12 protein-coding genes and 2 pseudogenes are annotated in these 26,938 nt (G+C 71.1%); all 14 read left to right on the forward strand.

The window, feature by feature from the left end; genetic code table 11:
• The first annotated feature begins 23 nt into the window (after nt 1–23).
• The 14 genes and pseudogenes from argC to A5758_RS11895 all read left to right on the forward strand — a co-directional run bounded on the left by argC (nt 24) and on the right by A5758_RS11895 (nt 26,822).
• Nucleotides 24–1,083, forward strand: a pseudogene (gene argC / locus A5758_RS11835) (N-acetyl-gamma-glutamyl-phosphate reductase).
• Entirely contained in the window at nt 1,080–2,291 is a 1,212-nt protein-coding gene (gene argJ / locus A5758_RS11840; RefSeq protein WP_067740048.1) for a bifunctional glutamate N-acetyltransferase/amino-acid acetyltransferase ArgJ, read from the forward strand. The pseudogene argC and the gene argJ overlap by 4 nt, the downstream one beginning before the upstream one ends.
• Complete coding sequence (argB, locus tag A5758_RS11845; protein WP_067740050.1) at nt 2,288–3,175, forward strand: acetylglutamate kinase; 888 nt, start codon at nt 2,288–2,290, stop codon at nt 3,173–3,175. The genes argJ and argB overlap by 4 nt, the downstream gene beginning before the upstream one ends.
• A gap of 4 nt (nt 3,176–3,179) precedes the next feature.
• A pseudogene (locus A5758_RS25765) lies at nt 3,180–3,251 on the forward strand (16S rRNA (guanine(966)-N(2))-methyltransferase RsmD); the annotation flags it as partial.
• Complete coding sequence (locus A5758_RS11850; RefSeq protein ID WP_067740052.1) at nt 3,248–4,441, forward strand: acetylornithine transaminase; 1,194 nt, start codon at nt 3,248–3,250, stop codon at nt 4,439–4,441. The pseudogene A5758_RS25765 and the gene A5758_RS11850, both read left to right, overlap by 4 nt.
• A complete protein-coding gene (gene argF / locus A5758_RS11855; RefSeq protein WP_067740054.1) occupies nt 4,438–5,364 on the forward strand; it encodes an ornithine carbamoyltransferase in 927 nt (308 codons plus the stop codon). Before A5758_RS11850 ends, argF begins: the two co-directional genes overlap by 4 nt.
• On the forward strand, nt 5,361–5,855 hold the full coding sequence (locus tag A5758_RS11860; protein WP_066953103.1) for an arginine repressor: 495 nt from the start codon (nt 5,361–5,363) through the stop codon (nt 5,853–5,855). Before argF ends, A5758_RS11860 begins: the two co-directional genes overlap by 4 nt.
• A 16-nt stretch (nt 5,856–5,871) precedes the next feature.
• Complete coding sequence (locus A5758_RS11865; RefSeq protein ID WP_067210198.1) at nt 5,872–7,080, forward strand: argininosuccinate synthase; 1,209 nt, start codon at nt 5,872–5,874, stop codon at nt 7,078–7,080.
• Nucleotides 7,077–8,495: an argininosuccinate lyase gene (argH, locus tag A5758_RS11870; protein ID WP_067740056.1), complete on the forward strand. Its 1,419-nt coding sequence runs from the start codon at nt 7,077–7,079 to the stop codon at nt 8,493–8,495. The genes A5758_RS11865 and argH overlap by 4 nt, the downstream gene beginning before the upstream one ends.
• Nucleotides 8,496–8,604: 109 nt before the next feature.
• Nucleotides 8,605–9,666, forward strand: coding sequence for a type III polyketide synthase (locus tag A5758_RS11875; protein ID WP_067740058.1), 1,062 nt, complete (start codon nt 8,605–8,607; stop codon nt 9,664–9,666).
• A 139-nt stretch (nt 9,667–9,805) separates the two neighbouring features.
• Complete coding sequence (locus A5758_RS11880) at nt 9,806–10,867, forward strand: type III polyketide synthase (protein WP_067740060.1); 1,062 nt, start codon at nt 9,806–9,808, stop codon at nt 10,865–10,867.
• A 197-nt stretch (nt 10,868–11,064) separates the two neighbouring features.
• Nucleotides 11,065–17,436 carry a type I polyketide synthase gene (locus A5758_RS11885; RefSeq protein ID WP_067740062.1) on the forward strand — a complete coding sequence of 2,124 codons (6,372 nt, stop codon included), beginning with the start codon at nt 11,065–11,067 and terminating at the stop codon, nt 17,434–17,436.
• Between the two features lie 7 nt (nt 17,437–17,443).
• Nucleotides 17,444–23,773, forward strand: coding sequence for a type I polyketide synthase (locus tag A5758_RS11890; RefSeq protein WP_067740064.1), 6,330 nt, complete (start codon nt 17,444–17,446; stop codon nt 23,771–23,773).
• A gap of 1 nt (nt 23,774) precedes the next feature.
• Complete coding sequence (locus A5758_RS11895; protein ID WP_067740066.1) at nt 23,775–26,822, forward strand: type I polyketide synthase; 3,048 nt, start codon at nt 23,775–23,777, stop codon at nt 26,820–26,822.
• Nucleotides 26,823–26,938: the final 116 nt, after the last annotated feature.

The following is a 26,938-nucleotide window of genomic DNA, read 5'->3' on the forward strand; positions in this document are numbered from 1 at the left end:
GATTTGCAAAGCAATGCATAACCATGCAGAATCGGCGGGGTGGCCGACGTATTGAGGGTGGCGATCGCCGGGGCCAGCGGCTATGCGGGCGGGGAAATCCTGCGGCTGTTGCTCGGGCATCCGGCCTACGCCGACGGGCGCCTCGCCATCGGTTCGCTGACCGCCGCGACGAGCGCCGGCAGCACCCTCGGCGAGCACCATCCGCACCTGACCCCGCTGGCCCAGCGGGTGGTCGAGCCCACCGAACTCGCCGTGCTGGCCGGCCACGACGTGGTATTCCTGGCCCTGCCGCACGGGCATTCGGCGGCGCTGGCCGAACAACTCGGTCCCGACACCTTGATCATCGACTGCGGCGCCGACTTCCGGCTCACCGACGCCGGCGCCTGGGAACGGTTCTACGGCTCCCCGCACGCCGGCAGCTGGCCCTACGGGCTGCCCGAACTGCCCGGCGCGCGCGAGCGGTTGCGCGGGGCGCGCCGCATCGCCGTCCCGGGTTGCTACCCGACCGCGGCGCTACTGGCGTTGCTGCCCGCGGTGGCCGGGGACCTGATCGAGCCCGCCGTCACGGTGGTCGCCGTCAGCGGCGCCTCCGGGGCCGGCCGCGCCGCCAAGACCGATCTGCTCGGCTCCGAGGTCATCGGATCCGCGCGGGCCTACAACATCGCGGGCGCCCACCGGCACACCCCCGAAATCGCCCAGGGCCTGCGGGCCGTCACCGACCGCGACGTCACGGTGTCGTTCACCCCGGTGCTCATCCCGACCTCGCGCGGCATCCTGGCCACCTGCACCGCGCGCACCCGTACGCCGCTGTCGCAGCTACGGGCCGCCTACGAAAAGGCTTACGACGCCGAACCTTTCATCCACCTGCTGCCCGAGGGTCAGCTGCCCCGCACCGGATCGGTGATCGGCAGCAACGCGGCGCACCTGGCCGTCGCGGTGGACGAGGCCGCGGAGACCTTCGTGGCCATCGCCGCCATCGACAACCTGGTCAAGGGCACCGGCGGCGCGGCGGTGCAGTCGATGAACCTAGCGCTGGGTTGGCCGGAGGCACAAGGCCTTTCGGTGGTCGGGGTCGCGCCGTGACCCGCACCACCGAGGCTCGCCTGGTGCGCGAACAGGGCGTCACCGCGCCGGCGGGGTTCCGGGCCGCCGGCATCGCCTCCGGCATCAAGGCGTCGGGCAACCGCGACCTGGCCCTGGTTTTCAGCGAGGGACCCGACTACGCGGCGGCCGGCGTGTTCACCCGCAACAAGGTCAAGGCCGCGCCGGTGCTGTGGACCCAGCAGGTGCTGACCACCGGGGCGCTGCGCGCGGTGATCCTCAACTCCGGCGGTGCCAACGCCTGCACCGGGCCGGGCGGCTTCCAGGACGCCCACGCCACCGCCGAGGCGGTCGCGGCCGCGTTGTCCGACTGGGGGACCGAGACCGGCGCCGTCGAGGTTGCGGTCTGCTCCACGGGGCTGATCGGCGACCGGTTGCCGATGGACAAGGTGCTCGCCGGGGTGCGGACCATCGTGCAGGACATGGCCGGTGGGCTCAGCGGCGGTGACGAGGCAGCCCGCGCGATCATGACGACCGACACGGTGCCGAAACAGGTTGCGCTGCACCACCCGGGCAACTGGACGGTCGGCGGGATGGCCAAGGGCGCGGGCATGCTGGCGCCGTCGCTGGCCACCATGCTCTGTGTGCTCACCACCGACGCGGCCGCCGAACCGGCCGCGCTCGACCGCGCGCTGCGCCGCGCCACCGCGCGCACCTTCGACCGGCTCGACATCGACGGCAGCTGTTCGACCAACGACACGGTGCTACTGCTCGCCTCCGGGGCCAGCGGGATCGCCCCCGCACAGGCCGATCTCGACGACGCCGTGCTGCGGGTGTGCGACGACCTGTGCGCGCAGCTGCAGGCCGACGCCGAAGGCGTCACCAAGCGCGTCACCGTCACCGTCACCGGGGCCGCCTCCGACGACGACGCGCTGACCGCGGCGCGGGTGATCGCCCGCGACAGCCTGGTCAAGACCGCGGTGTTCGGGTCCGACCCCAACTGGGGCCGCGTACTGGCCGCCGTCGGGATGGCGCCGGTCACGCTCGATCCGGATCGGATCAAGGTGTCGTTCAACGGCTTTGCCGTGTGTGTCGACGGGGTCGGGGCGCCGGGCGCGCGCGAGGTGGACCTGTCCGGCGCGGACATCGACATCACCGTCGACCTCGGCGTGGGTGGCGGCTCCGCGGCCGTGCGCACCACCGACCTGTCGCACGCCTACGTCGAAGAGAACTCGGCATACAGCTCATGAGCATCAACACGCGAGAACTGCCGACCGGGGTCAAAGCGCAGGTGCTGGCCGAAGCGCTGCCCTGGCTCAAGCAGCTGTACGGCAAGATCGTCGTCATCAAGTACGGCGGCAACGCCATGACCGACGACACGCTGCGGCACGCCTTCGCCGCCGACATGGCCTTCCTGCGCAACTGCGGTGTCCACCCCGTCGTCGTGCACGGCGGCGGGCCGCAGATCACCGCCATGCTGCGGCGCCTCGGCATCGCGGGCGACTTCAAGGGCGGCTTCCGGGTCACCACACCCGAAGTGCTCGACGTGGCGCGGATGGTGCTGTTCGGCCAGGTGGGCCGCGAACTGGTCAACCTGATCAACGCGCACGGCCCCTACGCCGTCGGCATCACCGGCGAGGACGCGCAACTGTTCACCGCCGTGCGGCGCAGCGTCACCGTGGACGGCGTGGCGACCGACATCGGCCTGGTCGGGGACGTCGAGCGGGTCAACACCGCCGCCGTGCTGGATCTGATTGCGGCGGGCCGCATTCCGGTGGTGTCTACGCTCGCCCCGGACGCCGGGGGCGTGGTGCACAACATCAACGCCGACACCGCCGCGGCGGCGCTCGCCGAGGCCCTGCGGGCTGAAAAGCTGTTGATGCTCACCGATGTCGAGGGTCTCTACACCAGCTGGCCGGACCGCGAATCGCTGGTCAGCGAAATCGACACGGCCACACTCGCGCAACTGCTACCCAGGCTGGAGGCGGGCATGATCCCCAAGGTCGAAGCGTGCCTGCGGGCCGTGACAGCGGGTGTGCCCAGCGCGCACGTCATCGACGGCAGGGTCGAACACTGCGTGCTGGTCGAGCTTTTCACCGATGCGGGCACCGGCACCAAGGTGGTGAGCGCATGAGTGCGCCGACGACGATGCAGTGGGGGTACCGCCCGCTTGCGGGGGACGCAGCGATGAGGAGGAGCGGCGCCAATGAGTGAGTCCGAAGCGATCAAGCAGCGCTGGGAAGCCGTGATGATGAACAACTATGGCACCCCGCCTCTTGCGCTGGCCAGCGGTGACGGCGTCGTGGTCACCGACGTGGACGGCAACACGTACCTGGATCTGCTCGGCGGCATCGCGGTCAACGTCCTCGGCCACCGCCACCCCGCGGTCATCGAGGCCGTCACGCGGCAGATGACGACGCTGGGCCACACCTCCAACCTGTATGCGAGCGAACCGGGCATCGCGCTGGCCGAGGAGCTGGCGGCCCTGCTGGGCTCCGACAAGACCGGCGCGCCGACGCGGGTGTTCTTCTGCAACTCGGGGACCGAGGCCAACGAGGTGGCGTTCAAGCTCTCGCGGCTGACCGAACGCACCAAACTCGTTGCCGCGCAGGGCGGTTTCCACGGCCGCACCATGGGCTCGCTGGCGCTGACCGGCCAGCCGAGCAAGCGGGCGCCGTTCGAGCCGCTGCCCGGTTACGTCACGCATGTGCCCTACGGCGACGCGGAGGCGCTGGCGGCCGCGGTCGACGACGCCACCGCCGCGGTGTTCCTCGAACCGATCATGGGGGAGGGCGGCGTCGTCGTCCCGCCCGAGGGCTATCTGATCTTCGCGCGCGAGATCACCGCGCGGCACGGCGCGCTGCTGGTGCTCGACGAGGTGCAGACCGGGATGGGCCGCACCGGAGCGTTTTTCGCCCATCAGCACGACGGCATCACCCCGGACGTCGTGACCATGGCCAAGGGGCTGGGTGGCGGGCTGCCCATCGGCGCGTGCCTGGCCGTCGGGCGGGCCGCGGACCTGATGGCGCCCGGCCTGCACGGCAGCACGTTCGGCGGCAACCCGATCTGTGCGGCGGCGGCGCGGGCGGTGCTGCGGGTGATCGCCGACGAGGACCTGGTCCGGCACGCCGATGTGCTGGGCAAGTCGGTGCGCCACGGCATCGAATCCCTGAACCACCCGCTGATCGACCACGTGCGTGGACGTGGCCTGCTGCAAGGCATGGTGCTGACCGCGCCACGCGCCAAGGAGACCGAAAACGCCGCGCGGGAAGCCGGTTTCCTGGTCAACGCCGCCGCACCCGACGTCATCCGGCTGGCACCGCCGCTGATCGTCACCGAAGCCCAGCTCGATAGCTTCGTCGCCGCGCTGCCGGGCATCCTGGACAGGGTCGCTGGATGATCAGGCACTTTCTGCGCGACGACGACCTGTCGCCCCAGGAGCAGGCCGAGGTGCTGCAGCTGGCCGCCGACCTGAAGAAGGACCCGTTCAGCTGCCGGCCGCTGGAGGGGCCCCGCGGTGTCGCGGTGCTCTTCGACAAGAACTCCACCCGCACCCGGTTCTCCTTCGAGGTGGGCATCGCCCAGCTCGGCGGGCACGCCGTCGTCGTCGACGCCCGCAGCACGCAGCTGGGCCGCGACGAGACGCTGCAGGACACCGCGCGGGTGCTGTCCCGCTACGTCGAGGCCATCGTGTGGCGGACGTTCGAGCAGGACCGGCTCGAGGCCATGGCCGAGGCGGCCACCGTGCCGCTGGTCAACGCGCTCTCCGACGAGTTCCACCCCTGCCAGGTGCTCGCCGACCTACAGACCATCGCCGAACGCAAGGGATCGCTTGCCGGACTGCGGATGTCCTACTTCGGCGACGGCGCCAACAACATGGCCCACTCCCTCCTGATCGGCGGCGTGACCGCCGGCATCCACGTCACCATCGCCGCGCCGGACGGCTTCGCCCCCGCCCCCGCCTTCACGGCGGCGGCGCGTGAGCGCGCCGAAACCACCGGCGGCTCGGTCACCCTCACCACGGACGCCGACGCGGCCGCGGCCGGTGCCGACGTCCTGGTGACCGACACGTGGACGTCGATGGGGCAGGAGGGCGACGGCCTGGACCGCCTCACCCCGTTCCGGCCGTTCCAGGTCAACCAGCGACTGCTGGGCCTGGCCGATCCGGAAGCCATTGTGCTGCACTGCCTTCCGGCCCACCGCGGCGACGAGATCACCGACGAGGTGATGGACGGGCCGGCCAGCGTGGTGTGGGACGAGGCCGAGAACCGGCTGCACGCCCAGAAGGCGCTGCTGGTGTGGCTGCTGGAGCGGCGCTCATGACCCGTAGCAAGACCACCCCCGAGACCACCCGGGCGGGCCGGCAGGACCGCATCGTGGCGATCCTGTCGTCGGCGTCGATCAGCAGCCAGAGCGAACTGGCGGCCCGGCTGGCCGACGAGGGCATCGAGGTCACCCAGGCCACGCTGTCGCGCGACCTCGAGGAGCTGGGCGCGGTGAAGCTGCGCGGCGCCGACGGCGGCGTGGGCGTCTACATCGTTCCCGAGGACGGCAGCCCCGTGCGCGGCGTCTCCGGCGGCACCGCGCGGCTGTCCCGGCTGCTGAGCGAACTCCTGGTCTCCGCCGACGCGAGCGCCAATCTCGCGGTGCTGCGCACCCCGCCCGGCGGCGCCAACTACTTGGCCAGCGCGATCGACCGCGCGGCGTTACCGTACGTCGTCGGCACCATCGCCGGCGACGACACGGTCTTCGTGGCCGCCCGAGAGCCGATGACCGGCGCCGAGCTGGCCCGCACCCTAGAAGAGCTCACCTAAAAAAGGAGATTGGTTCATGTCAGATCGCGTCATTCTGGCGTATTCCGGCGGTCTGGACACCTCCGTCGCGATCAGCTGGATCGGCAAGGAGACCGGCCGCGAGGTGGTCGCGGTGGCGATTGACCTCGGCCAAGGCGGCGAGGACATGGAGGTCGTCCGCCAGCGGGCCCTGGACTGCGGCGCGGTGGAGGCCGTCGTCGTCGACGCCCGCGACGAGTTCGCCGAGGGATTCTGCCTGCCCACCATCATGAACAACGCGCTTTACATGGACCGCTACCCGCTGGTGTCGGCCATCAGCCGGCCGCTGATCGCCAAGCACCTGGTGGCTGCCGCCCGCGAGCACGGCGGCAGCATCGTCGCGCACGGCTGCACCGGCAAGGGTAACGACCAGGTCCGGTTCGAGGTCGGATTCGCTTCGCTGGCACCGGATTTGGAGGTGCTGGCGCCGGTCCGCGACTACGCGTGGACGCGGGAGAAGGCGATCGCGTTCGCCGAAGAGAACGCCATCCCGATCAACGTCACCAAACGTTCGCCGTTCTCCATCGACCAGAACGTATGGGGTCGTGCGGTGGAAACCGGTTTCCTGGAACACCTTTGGAACGCGCCCACAAAGGACATTTACTCCTACACCGAAGACCCGACCATCAACTGGAACACGCCCGACGAGGTGATCGTCGGGTTCGAGCGCGGCGTTCCGGTGTCCATCGACGGCAAACCGGTGTCCGTGCTGGCTGCCATCGAGGAACTCAACCGCCGCGCCGGCTGCCAGGGGGTGGGGCGCCTGGACGTGGTCGAGGACCGGCTGGTGGGCATCAAGAGCCGCGAGATCTACGAGGCGCCCGGGGCGATGGTGCTGATCACCGCCCACACCGAGCTCGAGCACGTCACGCTGGAGCGCGAACTGGGCCGCTTCAAGCGCCACACCGACCAGCGCTGGGCCGAGCTGGTTTACGACGGCCTCTGGTACTCGCCGCTGAAAACCGCGCTGGAAGCCTTCGTCGCGAAGACCCAGGAGCACGTCACCGGCGAGATCCGAATGGTGTTGCACGGCGGCCACATCGCCGTCAACGGCAGGCGCAGCGCGCAGTCGCTCTACGACTTCAACCTGGCCACCTACGACGAGGGCGACAGCTTCGACCAGTCGGCCGCCAAGGGCTTCGTCTACGTGCACGGGCTGTCTTCCAAGATCGCGTCCCGCCGGGACCTGGCTGCCGACGAAGCGTGAGCACGCGCGAGGGCTCGCTGTGGGGTGGGCGGTTCGCCGACGGCCCGTCGGACGCGCTGGCCGCGTTGAGCAAGTCCACCCACTTCGACTGGGTCCTGGCCCCCTACGACATCGTCGCCTCGCGGGCCCACACCGTGATCCTGTTTCACGCCGGACTGCTCGATGAGGAGCAGCGCGACGGGCTGCTGGCCGGCCTGGACAGCCTCGCCGAGGACGTGGCCGACGGCAGCTTCAGCCCGCTGGTGACCGACGAGGACGTGCATGCCGCGCTGGAGCGCGGGCTGATCGACCGGGTCGGCCCCGACCTGGGCGGCCGGCTGCGGGCCGGGCGATCGCGCAACGACCAGGTGGCCACCCTGTTCCGGATGTGGCTGCGCGACGCGGTGCGCCGGGTGGCCGACGGGGCGCTGGAGGTGGTGGCCGCGCTGGCCGGCCAGGCCGCCGAGCACCCGACGGCGATCATGCCGGGCAAGACGCACCTGCAGTCCGCGCAGCCGGTCCTGCTGGCCCACCACCTGCTCGCGCACGCGCACCCGCTGCTGCGCGACGTCGACCGCATCGTGGACTTCGACCGGCGCGCCGCGGTGTCCCCGTACGGCTCGGGGGCGCTGGCCGGCTCGTCGCTGGGGCTGGACCCGGACGCCATCGCCGCCAAGCTGGGTTTCGCGGAGGCCGCCGACAACTCCATCGACGCGACCGCCGCCCGGGATTTCGCCGCCGAGGCCGCCTTCATCTTCGCGATGATCGCCGTGGACCTGTCGCGGCTGGCCGAGGACATCATCCTGTGGAGTTCGACGGAGTTCGGCTACGTCAGGTTGCACGATTCGTGGTCCACCGGCAGCTCGATCATGCCGCAGAAGAAGAACCCGGACATCGCCGAGCTGGCCCGCGGCAAGTCCGGGCGGCTGATCGGCAACCTGGCCGGGCTGCTGGCGACCCTGAAGGCCCAGCCGCTGGCCTACAACCGCGACCTGCAGGAGGACAAGGAGCCGGTGTTCGACTCGGTGGCCCAGCTGGAGCTGGTGCTGCCGGCGATGGCCGGCCTGGTGGCCAGCCTGACGTTCGACGTCGAGCGGATGGCGGCCCTGGCCCCGGCCGGCTACACGCTGGCCACCGACATCGCCGAATGGCTGGTGCGCCGGGGAGTGCCGTTCCGGGCCGCGCACGAGGCCGCCGGGGCCGCCGTGCGGGCGGCCGAGGGCCGCTCCGTCGGGCTCGACGAGCTGACCGACGACGAACTGGCCGCGATCAGCCCCGAGCTGACTCCGCAGGTCCGTGAGGTGTTGACGATCGAGGGCTCGGTGGCGTCGCGCGACCGGCGGGGCGGGACCGCGCCGGTCCGGGTCGCCGAGCAGCTCGAAGCCGTCCTGGCCGAGTCCGAGGAGCTCAACGCGCGGCTCGGCGGCAGGGAATGAGGGGACTTTGGTTTCTGTGCCGGGCGGTGGCAGGCCGACTAAACTGCCCGCAGAAAGTGATCCGGGTGAAAATTTCGGCCCTGATCTTCGTCGTCAAGGGGTGGCAGCAATGAGCGTCGTCGCGGGCGTATTCGGCGCCTTGCCGCCGTATCGCTACTCCCAGCGCGAGCTCACCGACTTCTTCGTCAGCATCCCGGAGTTCGAGGGCTACGAGGACATCGTCCGGCAGTTGCACGCCAGCTCAAAGGTCAACAGCCGGCACCTGGTGTTGCCGCTGGAGCGGTATCCCTCCCTGACCGACTTCGGCCTGGCCAACCGGATCTTCATCGAAAACGCGGTCAACCTGGGCTGCGAGGCCCTTTCGGGCGCGCTCGACGAGGCCGGCCTGCGGCCGCAGGACCTGGACGTGCTGATCACCACGACGGTCACCGGCCTCGCCGTGCCCTCCCTGGACGCCCGGATCGCCGGGCGACTGGGACTGCGCGAGGACGTGCGCCGGGTGCCGCTGTTCGGTCTGGGCTGTGTGGCCGGCGCCGCCGGCGTGGCCCGGCTCAACGACTACCTGCGGGGGGCGCCCGACGGCGCCGCGGCCCTGATCTCGGTCGAGCTCTGCTCGCTCACCTATCCGGGCTACAAGCCGTCGCTGCCGGGACTGGTCGGCAGCGCGCTGTTCGCCGACGGGGCCGGTGCCGTGGTCGCCGTCGGCGACCGTCGTGCCGAACGGGTGGGCGCCGGCGGGCCTGCCATCCTCGACTCGCGCAGCACGCTGTATCCCGATTCGCTGCGGACCATGGGCTACGACGTCGGCGCCGCCGGGTTCGAGCTCGTGCTGGCCAAGGACCTGGCGCAAGTGGTCGAGGAGCACATCGAGCGGGACGTCACGGGGTTCCTCGGTGCGCACGGGCTGACGACGACCGACATCGGGGCCTGGGTGAGCCATCCCGGCGGTCCGAAGATCATCGACGCGATCAACGCGAGCCTGAGCCTGCCGCCGGATGCGCTGGAACTGACGTGGCGTTCGCTGGGTGAGATCGGCAATCTCTCGTCGGCGTCCGTGCTGCACGTGTTGCGGGACACCCGGGCCAAGCCGCCACCCAGCGGCAGCCCCGGCTTGATGATCGCGATGGGTCCGGGATTCTGTTCCGAACTCGTATTGTTGCGCTGGCAGTGAGCGTGGTCGCCGTCTTTTGCTGGGTCCGCTTTCTTGGGAAAGCTTCAGGAAGTCGAGTTCCAACCAGACTAGGCTTGTAGCTCTGATCGGTGGGGTGAACCGTTCGGCCTATTAGTTCGTAATTCTGGGGGTGGGATTAATGAGCGTAATCGCAGGTGTATTCGGCGCGTTGCCGTCGTATTGTTATTCCCAGCGAGAGATAACCGACCTTTTTGTCAGCATTCCCGAGTTCGAGGGCTACGAAGACATCGTGCGGCAGCTGCATGCCAGCGCTAAGGTCAACAATCGCCATCTCATCCTGCCGCTGGAGAGGTATCCCACGCTGACCGACTTCGGCGAGGCGAACCGGATTTACATCGAAAACGCCGTGGATCTCGGCTGCGAGGCCTTGTCGGGCGCGCTTGACGAGGCCGGCCTGCAACCACAGGACCTCGACCTGCTGATCACAACGACGGTGACCGGCCTAGCCACCCCGTCGCTGGACGCCCGGATCGCCGGGCGATTAGGGCTGCGCGACGATGTGCGGCGGGTGCCGCTGTTCGGCCTGGGCTGCGTGGCCGGGGCGGCCGGGGTAGCGCGGCTGCACGACTACTTGCGCGGTACGCCAGACGGCGTCGCGGGCCTGATCTCGGTCGAGCTTTGCTCACTCACCTACCCGGGATACAAGCCATCGCTGGCCGGGATGGTCGGCAGTGCACTGTTTGCTGACGGGGCGGGCGCTGTCGTGGCCGTCGGCGAGCGTCGCGCCGAGCAGGTTGCTGCCGGTGGACCCAGCATCCGCGATTCGCGCAGCCATCTCTACGCTGACTCGCTGCACAGTATGGGCTATGACGTGGGCGGCGCAGGGTTCGAACTCGTGCTGTCGAAGGAAGTCGCGACTGCAATACGGGAACACATCGGCGAGGACGTCGCCACGTTTCTGGCCGCGCACGGTCTGACCACGACCGACATCGGTGCCTGGGTTGTCCATCCCGGTGGTCCCAAGGTCATCGATGCGATCAATGGGGCCCTCGACCTGTCACCGGAGGCCCTGGAACTGACCTGGCGTTCGCTTGGGGAGGTTGGCAACCTCTCGTCGGCGTCGGTGCTGCACGTGCTGCGTGACACCATCGCCAAACCGCCGCCGAACGGAAGTCCGGGCCTGATGATCGCGATGGGGCCTGGCTTGTGTTCTGAACTCGTGTTGCTGCGCTGGCTCTGACGTGTGCCTGTGGACTCGCCCTCGTCTCGTAGAACATTGCCGTGAGGAAGTGATGGCGATCCAGCGGCGAAACATGGCGGGAAGTTTTCCAAATGCGTGATCTTTTGTGACGGAGGTGAATGACGCGTGCTAGGACGTCGATATCCTCCAGGCTTATGCGTGCCCGTCCGGTTGCGCAGCGCGGAAGGCCGAATCCTATGAGCAGCAATCCCGAGGATCTCGTCAGGGCCCTCCGCGCATCGCTGAAGGAAAACGAGCGCCTGAAGCGCGAGGCCCGCGAATACCTCGCCGCGGCAACCGAACCCGTGGCGGTGGTCGGTATGGGTTGCCGGTATCCCGGGGGTGTGGATTCCCCGGAGGCCCTGTGGCAGATGGTGGTTGAGGGCCGCGACGTGGTCTCCGATTTCCCCGCGGACCGCGGCTGGAACCTATCGGGGCTATTCGATCCCGACCCCGACGCGGTGGGGAAGTCCTACGCCCGGTGCGGCGGCTTCCTGGCCGACGTGGCCGACTTCGACGCCGCGTTCTTCGGCATCGCACCCAGCGAGGCGCTGGCGATGGACCCACAGCAACGCTTGTTGCTGGAGGTGTCCTGGGAGGCGTTGGAGCGGGCCGGGATTGACCCCGCCGACCTGCGGGGCTCGGCGACGGGTGTGTTCGCGGGAATCTTTCACGGTTCGTACGGCGGCCAGGGGCGGGTGCCGGGACACCTGGAGCGCTACGGCCTACGTGGGTCGACGCTGAGCGTGGCCTCGGGCCGGGTGGCCTACGCGCTGGGTTTGGAGGGTCCGGCCGTGTCGGTCGACACGGCCTGTTCGTCGTCGTTGGTGGCCATGCATCTGGCGGCCCGGTCGCTGCGCGCCGGCGAATGTGACCTGGCGCTGGCCGGCGGTGTGACGGTGATGGCGACGCCGGCGATGTTCATCGAGTTCAGCCGGCAGCGAGCGCTGGCCTCCGACGGGCGGTGCAAGGCCTACGCGGGCGCCGCCGACGGGACGGGTTTCTCCGAAGGCGTCGGCGTGCTGGTGCTGGAAAGGCTTTCCGACGCACGTCGTTTGGGGCATCCGGTGCTGGCGCTGCTGCGCGGGTCCGCGGTCAATCAGGACGGCGCCTCGAACGGGCTGGCGACACCCAACGGGCCGTCGCAGCAGCGGGTGATCCGCGCCGCGCTGGCCGATGCGCGGCTGCGCACGGCCGACGTGGATCTGGTGGAGGGGCACGGCACGGGGACCACCCTCGGGGATCCGATTGAGGCGCAGGCGGTTCTGGCGACATATGGGCAGGACCGGCCGGCGGACCGGCCGCTGTGGCTGGGGTCGATCAAGTCCAACATGGGCCACACCTCGGCAGGCGCGGGCGCCGGCGGCGTGATCAAGATGGTGCAGGCGATCCGGCACGGCGTGATGCCCAAGACGCTGCACGTGGACGTGCCCACGCCGCATGTGGATTGGTCGGCGGGGGCGGTGTCGCTGCTGACCGAGGCGCGGGAGTGGCCGGCGCAGGACCGGCCGCGCCGCGCGGGGGTGTCGTCGTTCGGGATCAGCGGCACCAACGCCCACGTCATCGTGGAGCAGCCGCCGCTGGAGCCCGAAAGCCCCGCGCCCGCGGGTGATGACGCGCCGGCGCCGTGGGTGCTGTCGGCCCGGTCGGCCGACGCCCTGGCCAACCAGGCGTCCCGGCTCCTGGCGCGGGTGAACGACGCCCCGGATCTGCGGGCGGTCGATGTGGCGTGGTCGCTGGTCTCGACGCGGTCGCTGTTCGAACACCGGGCCGTGCTGGTGGGCGCGGACCGCGAGCGCCTGCTGGCGGAGCTGGCCCGGGTGGCCGCCGGCGCGCCGGGCGCGGGCGCGGTGGTGGGCCGGGCGCAACCGGTGGGCAAGACGGTGTTCGTGTTTCCCGGGCAGGGTTCGCAATGGCTCGGCATGGGAGCCGAATTGCTGGACAGTTCGCCGGTTTTCGCCGAACACCTGCAGCGCTGCGAGAAGGCGCTCGCCGAACACGTGGAGTGGTCGTTGGTCGACGTCCTCCGCGGGGCGCCGGGTGCGCCCGGGTTGGACCGGGTGGACGTGGTGCAGCCGGCGCTGTGGGCGGTGATGGTGTCGCTGGCCGAGTTGTGGCGCTCGGTGGGCGTGGTCCCCGATGCGGTGATCGGTCATTCGCAGGGCGAGATCGCGGCGGCCTACGTGGCGGGCGGGCTTTCGCTGGAGGACGCCGCCAGGGTGGTGGCGCTGCGGAGCCGGCTGCTGGTGGGATTGTCGGGTGCTGGCGGCATGGTGTCGCTGGCCTGCGGCCTGGCCCGCGCCGAGGAATTGATCGCCGCGTGGGGCGATCGGCTGAATATCGCTGCCGTCAACGGTGTTTCCGCGGTGGTGGTGTCCGGCGAGGTGGATGCGCTCGACGAGTTGATGCGGCACTGCGAGGCGGGCGGCGTGCGCGCCCGCAGGATCGACGTCGACTACGCCTCCCACTCCCGGCACGTCGATGCGATCCGAGCGGAGCTGGCCGAGGCGCTGGCCGGCATCGCGCCGCGGTCGTCCCCGGTTGCCCTGTTCTCCACCGTGACGGGTGACCCGCTGGACACCGCGGGCCTGGACGCCGACTACTGGTACCGAAGCATCCGGCAACCGGTCCAGTTCGAACGGGCGGTGCGCAATGCGTGCGGCGCCGGGTATGGCGTGTTCGTCGAATGCAGCCCGCACCCCGTGCTGCTCGCCGCCGTCGAGGAGACGGTGGCCGATTGCGGCGGCGACGCGTTCGTGGTCCCGTCGCTGGGCCGCGACGACGGTTCGCTGCAACGGTTTTGGCTCTCGGCCGGCCAGGCCCACGTGGCCGGAGTGCCGGTGGACTGGCGGGCCGCCATAGCCGGTCTCGGCGGACGGCGCGTGGACCTGCCGACGTACGGGTTTGTGCGGCAGCGATTTTGGCTACCGGGGGGATCGACGGGTTCGGGCGACGTGGCCACCCTGGGGCTGGCCGGCGCGCGGCACGCCCTGCTGGGCGCGGTGGTGCAGCGGCCCGATTCCGGCGGGGTGGTCCTGACGGGCCGGCTGTCGACGGCCGCGCAGCCGTGGCTGGCCGACCACGCGGTGGGCGGCACGGTGCTGTTCCCCGGTGCGGGATTCGTGGAACTGGCCATCCGCGCCGGCGACGAGGTCGGATGTGCGGCACTCGAGGAACTGACGTTGTCGGCCCCTCTGGTGCTGGCGGCGGCGGACGGCGTGCAGGTGCAGGTGGTGGTCGGCGCCGCCGCCGAATCGGGGCAGCGCGAGCTGTCGGTGTATTCGGCCGGCGCCCAGTCGGACTGGGTGCTGCACGCCCAGGGCCTGATGCGGCCCGCGGCGGTGCCGCCGGCCGGGGATCTGTCCATGTGGCCGCCGGTGGGGGCGACTCCGGTGGACGTGGCCGACGCGTACGCGCGGCTCGCGGAGCGGGGCTACGAGTATGGCCGGGCCTTCCGCGGCCTGCGGGCGATGTGGCGTCGGGGCGAGGAGATCTTCGCCGACGTCGCGCTGCCGGACGACGCCGGCGCGCAAGACGGTGGCTTCGGCATACACCCGGTGTTGTTGGACGCCGCGCTGCACGCGCTCGGTGTCGCCGCGGGGCAGGGCCAGACCGTGTTGCCGTTCTCCTGGCAAGGGGTGTCGTTGCACGCGGCGGGCGCATCGCGGGCGCGGGTCCGGCTGGCGCCCACCGGCGCCGGGTCGGTGTCGGTGGAATTGGCCGACGGCGCCGGGCTGCCGGTGTTGTCGGTGCGCTCGTTGGCGATGCGCCCCGTCTCGGCCGAGCAGCTGTCGCTCGCGGCCGCGCCCGCCGAGGGGTTGTTCGAGGTGGCGTGGTCGCCGATAGCGTTGACCGGCAACGACATCGATCACGACGCGACGCTGTGGGAGCCGGGCGCCCACGGCGGCGACGTGGTGCGGTCGGTGCACGCGGCGACCACCGAGGCGTTGGGCGAGCTGCAATCGTGGTTGCGCGACGAGGGGTCCGGGATGCTGGCGGTGCAGACCCGCGGGGCGGTCGCGCTCGCCGGTGAGGACGTCGCGGACCTGGCCGGTGCGGCGGTGTGGGGGCTGGTGCGATCGGCCCAGGCCGAGCATCCGGGGCGGGTGGTGCTGATCGACTCCGACGGATCGCTGGATGCCCGCGCGGTGATCGGCTGCGGGGAACCGCAATTGGCGGTCCGCGCGGGTGTGGCCTACGCCGCCCGGATGCGGCCGGTGCGCCGGGGAGCGGTGCTGCGGCTGCCGTCGGGGGGCTGGCGCCTCGACGCCGGCGGCGGGGGCACGCTGGAGGATCTGGTGGTCAGCCCGTGCCCGCGGGTGGAACTGGAGGCCGGGCAGGTCCGGGTGGCGGTGGCCGCGGTCGGGGTGAACTTCCGGGATGTGTTGGTGGCCTTGGGCATGTATCCCGGCGGTGGCCAGTTGGGGGCCGAGGGCGCGGGCGTGGTCGTCGAGGTCGGACCCGGCGTGACGGGGCTGACGGTCGGCGATGCGGTGATGGGGCTGCTGAGGGTGGTCGGTTCCGAGGCGGTGGTGGATCAGCGGTTGGTCACGCGGGTACCGGAGGGCTGGTCGCTGGTCACGGCTGCGGGGGTGCCCGTGGTGTTCCTCACCGCGCTCTACGGGTTGTCGGTATTGGCAGGGCTGCGCGCCGGCGAGCGGGTGCTGGTGCACGCCGCCACCGGCGGCGTGGGCATGGCCGCGGTCCAGCTGGCGCGGCACTGGGGCGCCGAAGTCTTCGCCACCGCGAGCCGCGGCAAGTGGGACACCCTGCGCGCGATGGGATTCGACGAGGACCACATCGGCGATTCGCGGACGCTGGACTTCGAGGAGAAGTTTTCGTCGGCCACCGGCGGGGCCGGGGTCGACGTGGTGCTCAATTCCCTGGCCGGTGAGTTCACCGACGCGTCGCTGCGTCTGCTGGCCCCCGGTGGGCGGTTCATCGAGATGGGCAAGACCGATGTCCGCGATCCGGACGTCATCGCCGAACGATATCGGGGCGCGCGGTATTGCGCCTTCGACCTGTTGGAGGCCGGTGCCGACCGCACCGCGGCGATGCTGACGCAGATCGTCGGGCTGCTGCGGGATGGCGCCTTGACGCCGTTGCCGCTCAAGACCTTTGATGTGCGATGCGCCTCGGCCGCGTATCGGTTCGTCAGCCAGGCCCGCCACGTCGGCAAGGTCGCGCTGACCATTCCGTCCGGGCCCGGCGCGGTGCTGAGCGGGTGTGGCGGGCTGGCCGGCGGCAGCGTGGTGATCACCGGTGGCACCGGGATGGCCGGCTCGGCGCTCGCCCATCACCTCGTCGACCGTTATCGCGTCGCCCATGTGGTCCTGGCCAGCCGCGCCGGCGCTGAGGCCGCGGGGGTGGCGGAGGTGGTGGATCGCCTCCAGGAGGCCGGCGCCCGGGTGTCGGTGGTGGCGTGCGACGTCTCCGACCGCGACGCGGTCGCGGCGATGCTGGCGCAGATACCGGCGCAGTATCCGCTGCGCGGTGTGGTGCACGCGGCCGGCATCCTCGACGACGGGCTGGTCTTGTCACTGACGCCGGACCGGGTGGACGCGGTCCTGCGGGCCAAGGTCGACGGGGCCTGGCACCTGCACGAGCTGACCCGGGAGCTGGATTTGTCCGCGTTCGTGGTGTTTTCGTCGATGGCCGGCATCGTCGGCACCCCGGGCCAGGCCAATTACGCGGCGGCCAACAGTTTCCTCGACGGGCTGGTCGCGTACCGGCGATCGCACGGGCTCCCGGGCCTGTCGCTGGCCTGGGGTCTGTGGGAGCAGGCCTCGGCGATGACGGCCCACCTCGGCGAGCGCGACAAGGCCCGGATGAGCAGGCTCGGCATCGCGCCGCTGTCCACCGAGCAGGCGCTGGAGTCGTTCGACGCCGCCATGCTGGTCGACGCCCCGGTGCTGATGGCCGCCCGGGTGGATCGGGTTGCCTTGTCCGACAACGCCGCCGCGCTGCCCCCGCTGCTGACCGAGCTGGCCGCCCGCACCACCCGGCGCGTCATCGACGACGCCGATACCACCGCCCAGATGACGGGTCTCACCGCGCGCCTGCACGGCCTCGCCCCCGACGCGCGCCAGCGGGAGCTGATCGACCTGGTCTGCGGCAACGCGGCGACGGTGCTGGGGCTGCCCAACCCCGCCGACATCAACCCCGCCCGCGCATTCCAGGACCTGGGCTTCGACTCGCTCACCGCCGTCGAACTGCGCAACCGGCTGAAAACGGCCACCGGGCTGACGCTTTCGCCCACGCTGATCTTCGACTACCCGACGCCGGCGGTGCTGGCCGGGCACCTGGACACCCAACTGGCCGGAACGGGGGCGAGTGACCGGCCGGACCTGATGGCCCGCTTCACCGACATCACCCGGGAATTGCAGGCGCTACTCAGCCAGCCCGACTGGGCTGCGGGAGACAAATCGGCGCTGCGGGCCCGCCTGCACAACCTGCTCGCCGCCCTGGGCCCCGCCGACCACCCCGCCCCCGAGGGCCTCGACGCCGACCTCAATGCCGCCACCGAAAGCGAACTCTTTGCCATCCTCGACGAAGAACTCGGCCACTGAGACCACGATGCCGGATACCACGCAGCACGTCGATTACCTGAAGCGCCTGACGGCGGATCTCAGGCGGGCCCGGCGACGCGTCTCGGAGCTCGAAGGCCGGCTGTCCGAACCGGTCGCGGTGGTGGGCATGGCGTGCCGCTACGCGGGTGGGGTCGACTCGCCGGACACCCTGTGGGAAATGGTCAACGAGGGCCGCGACACCGTGTCGGACTTCCCGGCGGACCGCGGCTGGGATGTCGAGGGGCTTTACGACCCGGACCCGGACGCGGCCGGCAAGATGTACACCCGCCAAGGCAGTTTCCTGCGCGACGCGGCGGACTTCGACGCCGGATTCTTCGGGGTCGGGCCCAGCGAGGCCCTGGCGATGGATCCCCAGCAGCGGCTGATGTTGGAGATCTCGTGGGAAGCGTTGGAGCGGGCGGGTATTGACCCGCTGGGGCTGCGCGGCTCGGCGACCGGGGTGTTCGCCGGTGTCATCCACGCCGGCTACGGCGGCGAGGTGAAGGGCGAGCTGGAGGGCTACGGGTTGACCGGCTCCACCCTGAGCGTGGCCTCGGGCCGGGTGTCCTACGTTTTGGGCCTGGAAGGCCCCGCGGTGTCGGTGGATACAGCGTGTTCGTCGTCGTTGGTGGCCATGCATCTGGCGGCGCAGTCGCTGCGTTCCGGGGAGTGTGACCTGGCGCTGGCCGGTGGTGTGACGGTGATGGCCACGCCCGCCGCGTTCGTCGAGTTCAGCCGGCAGCGGGCACTGGCCCCGGACGGCCGGTGCAAGGTGTACGCCGGCGCCGCGGACGGGACGTCGTGGTCGGAAGGCGCGGGAGTCCTGGTGCTGGAGCGGCTGGCCGACGCGCGGCGACTGGGCCATCCGGTGGTCGCGGTGCTGCGCGGCTCCGCGGTGAACCAGGACGGCGCCTCCAACGGGTTGACCGCGCCCAATGGGCCGTCGCAGCAGCGGGTGATCCGCGCCGCACTGGCCAACGCCGGCTTGACCGCGGCGGACGTCGACCTGGTCGAAGGCCACGGCACGGGAACGGTTTTGGGCGACCCCATCGAGGCCCAGGCCCTGCTGGCGACCTATGGGCAGGACCGGCCGGCGGGACGGCCGCTGTGGCTGGGATCGATCAAATCCAACATCGGTCACACGTCGGCCGCGGCGGGGGTGGCCGGGGTGATCAAGATGGTGCAGGCGATGCGACATGGGGTGATGCCCAAGACGCTGCACGTGGATGTGCCGTCGCCGCACGTGGATTGGTCGGCGGGCGCGGTGTCGGTGTTGACCGAACCCCAGCCGTGGCCGGCGCGGGACGGGCAGCGCCGCGCGGGGGTGTCGTCGTTCGGGATCAGCGGGACGAATGCCCACGTGATCGTCGAGCAGGCGCCGGCGGAACCGGAACATCTTGCGCCGCAAGGCGATCGCCAGGATGCGGTGATCCCATGGGTGGTATCGGCCCGGTCGGCCGACGCGTTGACCGCCCAGGCGGAGCGGCTGCTGGCGCACCTCGAGGCCGAGCCGGAGCTGCGTGCCGTGGACGTGGGCTGGTCGCTGGCCACCACCCGGGCGGCCCTGGAACACCGCGCGGTGGTGGTGGGGAGCGGTCGTGACACCCTGAGGACCGGGCTGGCCGGGGTGGCTTGCGGGGAACCGGGCCCGGGCGTGGTGGTCGGGCGCAGCCGCCCGGTCGGCAAGCGTGCGTTCGTGTTTCCCGGTCAGGGGTCGCAGCGGCTCGGGATGGGACGGGAACTGTATCAGCGCTTTCCGGTGTTCGCCGGGGCCTTCGACGAGGCCGTGGCGGCGGTGGATGCCCATGCGCGGTTGCCGCTGCGCGAGGTGATGTGGGGCACCGACCCGGAGTTGTTGGAGAGCACGGAGTTTGCCCAGCCCGCGTTGTTCGTGCTCGAGGTCGCCCTGGCGGCGCTGTGGCAGTCCTGGGGTGTGACGCCCGATGTGGTGATCGGCCATTCGGTGGGGGAGATCGCCGCGGCATGTGTGGCCGGGGTGCTGTCGCTGGCAGACGCCGCGCGCGTGGTGGCGGCCCGCGGACGGTTGATGGCGGCGCTGCCGGCGGGCGGGGTCATGGTGGCGGTGACGGCCACCGAGGCCGAGGTCGCACCGTTGCTGAACGACAACGTGAGCGTCGCGGCGGTCAACGGCCCCGACGCGGTCGTGCTGTCGGGCGAGCGGGCCGCCGTGACGGCCGCGGCAGATCGGCTGGCCGACTGCGGGAGGCGGGTGCGGCAGCTGGCCGTCTCGCACGCCTTCCACTCGCCGCTAATGGAGCCCATGATCGACGAGTTCTCCGCGGTGCTGGCCGGGGTGTCGCCCGGTGCGCCGCGAATAGACTTGATTTCCAACGTGACCGGGCAATTGGCGGGACCCGGATACGGGTCCGCCGACTACTGGGTCGAGCACGTGCGCCGGCCGGTGCGGTTCGTCGACGGGGTGCGGTCGGCCGAATCGCTGGGTGCCGGTGCGTTTGTGGAAGTGGGGCCTGGCGCGGCGTTGACCGCCGCGGTGGAACAGTCCCTGGCGACCGAGCCGGCCGTTTCGGCGGTGTCGATGGCCAAGGACCGCCCCGAAGTCGAGTCGCTGCTGCTGGCGGCCGGGCAGCTGTTCGCGTCCGGCGCCGACGTGGACTGGGCCGCGGTGTTCGACGGCCTGGACGCGCACCGGGTCGGCCTGCCGACGTATGCCTTTCAGCGGCGCAGGTTTTGGCTGCCGACCGAGTCGGTAGGCGCGCGGGACACCGCCGGCCTGGGTCTGGCCGCGGCCGGGCACGCGCTGTTGGGCGCCGTGGTCGAACGCCCCGATTCGGGCGGGGTGGTGCTCACGGGCCGGCTGTCGATGGCGGCGCAGCCGTGGCTGGCCGATCACGCGGTGACCGGCACGGTGTTGTTCCCGGGCGCCGGGTTTGTGGAGCTGATGCTGCGGGCCGGCGACGAGGTCGGCTGTCCGGTGATCGAGGAGCTGACGTTGTCGGCCCCGTTGGCTCTGCCGAGCAGCGGCGCGGTGCGCGTGCAGGTGGTGGTGGACGCCGCCGGCGAGGGCGGGTCCCGGGCGGCCGCGGTGTATTCGCAGGCCGGCCCGGAGTGGACGCTGCATGCCCAGGGTGTGTTGGGCGAAGGCTCGCCCAAGCCGGGCGCCGATCTGTCGGTGTGGCCGCCGGTCGGTGCCACGGCGGTCGATGTGGCCGGCGCCTACGACGATTTGGCCGCGCGCGGCTACGGGTATGGCCCGGCCTTCCGGGGGCTGCGGAAGGTGTGGCGGCGGGGCGAGGAGACCTTCGCCGAGGTCGAGGCCCCGCAGCACGCCGGTGTGACGGTGGGCGGCTTCGGAATTCATCCGGTGGTGCTGGACGCGGCCCTGCACGCACTGGGGGTGGCCGACGAGCGGGCCGAGACCGTTCTGCCGTTCTCCTGGCAAGGGGTGTGTCTGCACGCGGCCGGGGCGTCGCGGGTCCGGGTGCGGCTGGCGCCGGTGGGCAAGAGCGCCGTGTCGGTCGAGGTGGCCGACTCGTCGGGTTTGCCCGTGCTGTCGGTGCGCGAGCTGGTGACGCGTCCGGTCTCGGCCGCGCAGCTGTCGGCGGCCGCCGCGGCGCGCGCCGGTGGCGGCGAACTGCTGGAGGCGGTATGGTCCCCGGTTCCGTTGTCGGACAACGGCATCGACGCGGCCCCCGAAGTGTGGCAGCCGCCAGCGAACGGCCCGGGCGTGGTCGGCTCGGTCTACGCCGCCACGCATGAGGCATTGAGCGTGTTGCAGTCCCGGGGCGACGGGTCCGGGCCGTTGGTGGTGCTGACCCGCGGGGCGGTCGCGCTGCCCGGTGAGGACGTGTCGGACCTGGCCGGTGCGGTGGTGTGGGGGCTGGTGCGGTCGGCGCAGGCCGAGCATCCCGGCCGGGCGGTGCTGGTCGACTCCGACGGGTCCCTAGACCTCGGGTCCGTAATCGGCTGCGGTGAACCGCAATTGATCGTGCGGGAGGGCGTCGCCCACGGTGCCCGGCTGAAGCCGGTCAAGGCGCACCCGGTGTTGCGGTTGCCCGAAGCGCCGTCGGTCTGGCGGCTGGCTGCCGGTGATGCCGGGACGCTGGAGGACCTGGCGGTGGTATCCGGGCCGCCGGCGGAACTGGCCGCCGGTCAGGTGCGGGTGGCGGTGGCCGCGGCCGGGGTGAACTTCCGCGACGTGCTGGTGGCCCTGGGCATGTATCCGGGTCTCGCGCAGTTGGGCGCCGAGGGCGCCGGACTGGTGACCGAGATCGGCCCCGGCGTCACCGATTTGGCCGTCGGTGATGCGGTCATGGGCATCCTGGGCCTGACGGGGTCGGAGGCGGCCGTCGATCGGCGGCTGGTGACCCGGGTGCCGCCGGGCTGGTCGTTCGCCGCGGCGGCGGGTGTGCCGGTGGTGTTCCTGACGGCGTATTACGGCCTGTCGGACCTCGGCGGCCTGCGGGCCGGCGAGCGGGTACTGGTGCACGCCGCCACCGGCGGGGTGGGCATGGCGGCGGTGCAGCTGGCCCGGCATTGGGGCGCCGAGGTCTTCGCGACGGCCAGCCGCGGCAAGTGGGACACCCTGCGCGCCATGGGCTTTGACGACGACCACATCGCGGATTCGCGAACGCTGGGCTTCGAGGAAGAGTTCTCCGCCGCGACGGGGGGCGCCGGCATGGACGTCGTGCTCAACTCGCTGGCCGGTGACTTCACCGACGCCTCGCTGCGGTTGTTGAGTCCCGGCGGGCGCTTCATCGAGATGGGCAAGACCGACCTGCGCGACCCGGGCGCGATCGCCCAGACCTACCGCGCGTTCGACCTGATGGAGGCGGGCCCGGACCGCATCGCGGAGATGTCGGCGGAATTGATGCGGTTGTTCGCGGCCGGAGCTTTGAAGCCATTGCCCGTCAAGGCCTTCGATGTGCGTTGCGCCGCGGACGCCTACCGGTTCGTCAGCCAGGCCCGCCACATCGGCAAGGTGGTGCTCACCATGCCCGACGGGCCGGCCGGGCTGGCCGGCGGCACCGCGTTGATCACCGGCGGAACCGGCATGGCCGGCTCTGCGGTGGCCCGGCATCTGGTCGAGCGCCATCGCGTGCCGCACGTCATGTTGGTCAGCCGCGGCGGTGAGCGGACGGATGGCGTGCCCGCGTTGGTCGCCGAGCTGCGCGAGGCCGGGGCCCAGGTGTCGGTGATCGCCTGCGATGTCGGCGACCGCGACGCCGTGGCGCGGTTGCTGGCGCAGGTGCCGGCTCGTTTCCCGCTGCGCGGCGTGTTCCATGCCGCCGGGGCGCTCGACGACGCGGTGATCGCGTCGCTGACGCCGGAGCGCATCGACACGGTGTTGCGGTCCAAGGTCGACGGGGCGTGGCACCTGCACGAGCTGACCCGGGAGCTGGATCTGTCGGCGTTCGTGATGTTTTCGTCGATGGCGGGGATCGTGGGCGCCCCGGGCCAGGGCAACTACGCGGCCGCCAACAGCTTCCTCGACGCCCTGGCGGCGTACCGCCACGCCCACCGCCTGCCCGGCTTGTCGATCGCCTGGGGGATGTGGGAACAGGAGTCGGCCATGACCCGCAACCTCGGCGACCGCGACAAGGCGCGGATGAGCCGCGCCGGGCTGGCCCCGCTGTCCACGCGCCAGGCGCTCGGCCTGCTCGACGCCGCACTGCTGGCCGAGCCGCCCGTCGTCGTGGCCACCCGCCTCGATACCGCCGCGCTGGCGCACGCCGGCGCCGCGCTGCCGCCGCTGTTGAGCCAGCTGGCCACCCGGCCGGCGCGGCGGGTCCTCGACCCCACCGACATGGTGTCGCTGACGGGCCTGCGGGCGCGGCTGGAAGGCCTGGCCCCCGAGCAGCGGCGGCGCGAGCTGGTGGAGCTCGTCTGCGGCAACGCCGCCACGGTGTTGGGCCACAGCACCGCGGACGTCAACGGCGAGCAGGCATTTCAAGACCTCGGCTTCGACTCGCTGACCGCGGTGGAGCTGCGCAACAGGCTCAAAATCGCGACCGGACTGACCCTTTCGCCCACGCTGATCTTCGATTACCCCACCCCGGCGGCCCTGGCCGAGCACCTCGACGGCCAGCTGACCACCGGGGCAAGCGGCGAGCCGCCCGACCGCATGGCCCGCGTCAACGACGTGGCCCGCGAATTGCAGGCACTGCTCGGCCAATCCGACTGGAGCCCCGGCGACAAAGCGCAGCTCGTCACCCGGCTGGAAGGCCTGCTGAACAGCCTCACCGGCCCGGCGGAAGTCCCCTACCCGGAGCACCCCGACGACCCGTTCGACGACGACATCGCCACCGCCACCGAAAGCCAGCTCTTCGCCATCCTCGACGAAGAGATGGGCCCCTAGCATGACGGACGTCGCGGTCATCGGTCTCGCGTGCCGATTCCCCGGTGCGGCAAGCCCGCGCGAGTTCTGGGATCTCATCCGCGAGGGCCGCGAGGCGACGCAACTGCCCGGGGACGTCGCGGAGTTCGACGCCGACTTCTTCAACCTCTCGCCGCGCGAGGCGTCCGCGATGGACCCCCGGCAACGATTGGCGCTCGAACTGACGTGGGAAGCCTTCGAAGACGCGTTCGTGGTGCCCGAAACGGCGCGCGGAACGGCGATTTCGGTGTACTTCGGGGCGATGGCCGACGATTACGCTGTGCTCACCCTGCGCGATATCGCCGACAACCTCGACCACCACTCGTTCGCCGGCATCAGCCGCGGCATGATCGCCAACCGGGTCTCGTATGCCTTCGGGTTGCAGGGGCCCAGCATGACGGTCGACTCCGGTCAATCGTCCTCATTGGTCGCCGTGCACCTGGCCTGCGAAAGCCTGCGCGCGGGCGAGTCGGCGCTGGCGATAGCCGGCGGGGTTCACCTCAACCTGGCCACCGAAACGGCGATGCTGGAAAGAGAATTCGGCGCACTGTCGACGTCGGGCCACACCTACGCGTTCGATCGGCGCGCGGACGGCTACGTCCGCGGCGAGGGTGGGGGACTGGTGCTGCTGAAGCCGCTGCCGAACGCCCTGCGGGACGGGGACCGCATTCATGCCGTCATTCGGGGCAGCGCGGTGGCTAACTCCGGGCACAGCGCCGCCGGCCAGACGGTGCCCTCGGTTTCCGGTGAGGCCGACGTGATCCGGCGGGCGCTTGCCGCCGCCGGCCTGGGCAGCGCCGACATCGACTACGTCGAGGCCCACGGCACCGGCACGAAGGTCGGCGACGCGGTCGAGGCCCGGGCGCTGGGTGAGGTGTTCGGTGCGCGCGAGCATCCGGTGCAGGTGGGGTCGGTCAAGACCAACATCGGCCACGCCGGGGGCGCCGCGGGAATTGCGGGCCTGCTCAAGACCGTGCTGGCCGTGCGGCATTCGGTGCTTCCGCCGAGCCTCAACTACGCCGACGCGAATTCCGGCCTCGAACACCTGCGGGTCAACGTCGACGCGTTGCGCTGGCCGGCGGCGGGCCGTCCGCGCCGTGCCGGGGTGTCGTCGTTCGGCATGGGCGGCACGAACGCGCACGTCATCGTGGAACAGGCTCCCGCGCAACCGGATCCGCCCGCTGATGAGTGTGACGGGTCAGTTGCGTGGGTGCTGTCGGCACGCTCGGAGCAGGCCCTGGCCAACCAGGCGCGCCGGCTGGCGGAGCGGGTGGCCCATTCGGGGGTGACCGCGGCGGACGTGGGCTGGTCGTTGGCGACGACGCGCTCGGTGTTCAAGCATCGGGCGGTGCTGGTGGGCCACGATCGCGACGCACTGACGCGTGGCCTGGCCGGGCTGACGGCCGGGGAGCCGGCCCCCGGTGTGGTGGTGGGCCGGGCCGGACCGGCGGGCCAGACGGCCTTCGTGTTCCCCGGCCAAGGCTCGCAATGGCCGGGAATGGGCCGCCAACTCCATCAACGGTTTCCGGCCTTCGCCCAGGCTTTCGACGAGGCCGCGGCGGCGATGGACGCCCACCTGCGGTCGCCGGTGCGCGAGGTGATGTGGGGCACCGACGCCGAGCTGTTGCAGGGCACGGAGTTCGCGCAGCCGGCGTTGTTCGTCCTCGAGATCGCCCTCGCCGCGTTGTGGCGGTCCTGGGGCGTGACACCCGATGTGGTGCTGGGTCATTCGGTGGGGGAGATCGTCGCGGCGTGCGTGGCGGACGTGTTGTCGCTTGACGACGCGGCGCGCATCGTGGCGGTCCGCGGAGAATTGATGGCGGCGCTGCCGGCCGGCGGGGCGATGGTGGCGGTGAGCGCCGGCGAGGCCGAGGTTGCGCCGCTGCTGAACGACGGCGTGAGCATCGCGGCGGTCAACGGACCCAATTCGGTGGTCCTGTCCGGTGAGCGGGCCGCGGTGGGCGTCGTGGCCGACCGGCTGGCGGGCACCGGTCGGCGGACGCACCGGTTGGCGGTCTCGCACGCGTTTCATTCGGCGTTGATGGAGCCGATGCTCGACGAGTTCGCCCATCGGGTGGCCGACATCCAGCCGCGACAGCCACGAATCTGCTTGGTTTCCAACGTCTCCGGGGAGCCGGCCGGACCCGGATACGGGTCGGCGCGGTACTGGGTCGAGCACGTGCGCCGGCCGGTGCGTTTCCTCGACGGCGTGCGCGCCGCCGAGACCCTGGGAGCGACGGCGTTCGTAGAGGTCGGCCCGGGCGGCGGGTTGAGCGCGGCGGTCGACCAATCGCTGACCACCGAACGGCCGCTCTCGGTGGTCACCGTGCCCAAGTACGCCCCGGAGATCGAGTCGCTGCTCAGCGCGGCCGGCCGGCTCTTCACCGCCGGAGTGGGCGTGAGCTGGCCGGCCGTGTTCGCCGGTTCGCACGCGCGCCGGGTTGACCTGCCGACGTATGGCTTTGCCCGGCAACGATTCTGGCTCGGTGACGAGCATAATGCGTTGCCCGCCAAGGCAACCCGGTCGCCGGGCCTGGCCGAACAATTGCACGCCCTGGGCCCCGCGGAGCAGCAGAGCCGGCTTGCCGAGCTGGTCTGCGAGCACACGGCCGCCGTGTCGGGGCATCCGGATGGCCGTGCCATCGACCGCGATCGCGCCTTCGCCGACCTCGGGTTCGACTCGCTGACCGGCGTGGAACTGCGCAACCGGCTGACGACGGCCACCGGGTTGGCGCTGTCGCGGACCCTGATCTTCGACTATCCCACCCCCGCGGCGCTGGCCGATCATCTGCGGCGGCAGTTGTTCCGCGGCGATGACGACCAATCGGACGAGGAAAAGGTGTGGTCAACAGTGCGCGGCATCCCGCTCGCCGAGCTTCGGAGGACCGGATTGCTCGACAAACTTCTGCTGCTCGCCGGGGAACCGGAAAGCGTTGTCGCCGAACCGGTCATGGACATGATCGACTCGTTGAGCCCCGACGCTCTGATCGCGATGGCGCTGAACTCCGGCGACGACGAGGACGCCGAATGACGGAATCCACAAGCAATACAACACATGTCGAATACGTCGAATCTTTGCCGGGCTACTCAGAACGGCTTAGACTTCAGGAATTGATGAAAGTCCCTTATGAGCTGGGACGCAAGCAA

The sequence above is a fragment of the Mycobacterium sp. 852014-50255_SCH5639931 genome, from assembly GCF_001665605.1.
Lineage (GTDB): Bacteria > Actinomycetota > Actinomycetes > Mycobacteriales > Mycobacteriaceae > Mycobacterium > Mycobacterium paraffinicum.

What these genes read in the sequence shown, in the direction of transcription:
- A5758_RS11885 (WP_067740062.1), top strand. Translation starts at nt 11,065, where the DNA reads ATGAGCAGCAATCCCGAGGATCTCGTCAGGGCCCTCCGCGCATCGCTG.
- A5758_RS11880 (WP_067740060.1), top strand. Translation starts at nt 9,806, where the DNA reads ATGAGCGTAATCGCAGGTGTATTCGGCGCGTTGCCGTCGTATTGTTAT.
- A5758_RS11865 (WP_067210198.1), top strand. Translation starts at nt 5,872, where the DNA reads ATGTCAGATCGCGTCATTCTGGCGTATTCCGGCGGTCTGGACACCTCC.
- argB (WP_067740050.1), top strand. Translation starts at nt 2,288, where the DNA reads ATGAGCATCAACACGCGAGAACTGCCGACCGGGGTCAAAGCGCAGGTG.
- A5758_RS11875 (WP_067740058.1), top strand. Translation starts at nt 8,605, where the DNA reads ATGAGCGTCGTCGCGGGCGTATTCGGCGCCTTGCCGCCGTATCGCTAC.
- A5758_RS11860 (WP_066953103.1), top strand. Translation starts at nt 5,361, where the DNA reads ATGACCCGTAGCAAGACCACCCCCGAGACCACCCGGGCGGGCCGGCAG.
- A5758_RS11850 (WP_067740052.1), top strand. Translation starts at nt 3,248, where the DNA reads ATGAGTGAGTCCGAAGCGATCAAGCAGCGCTGGGAAGCCGTGATGATG.
- A5758_RS11895 (WP_067740066.1), top strand. Translation starts at nt 23,775, where the DNA reads ATGACGGACGTCGCGGTCATCGGTCTCGCGTGCCGATTCCCCGGTGCG.
- A5758_RS11890 (WP_067740064.1), top strand. Translation starts at nt 17,444, where the DNA reads ATGCCGGATACCACGCAGCACGTCGATTACCTGAAGCGCCTGACGGCG.
- argF (WP_067740054.1), top strand. Translation starts at nt 4,438, where the DNA reads ATGATCAGGCACTTTCTGCGCGACGACGACCTGTCGCCCCAGGAGCAG.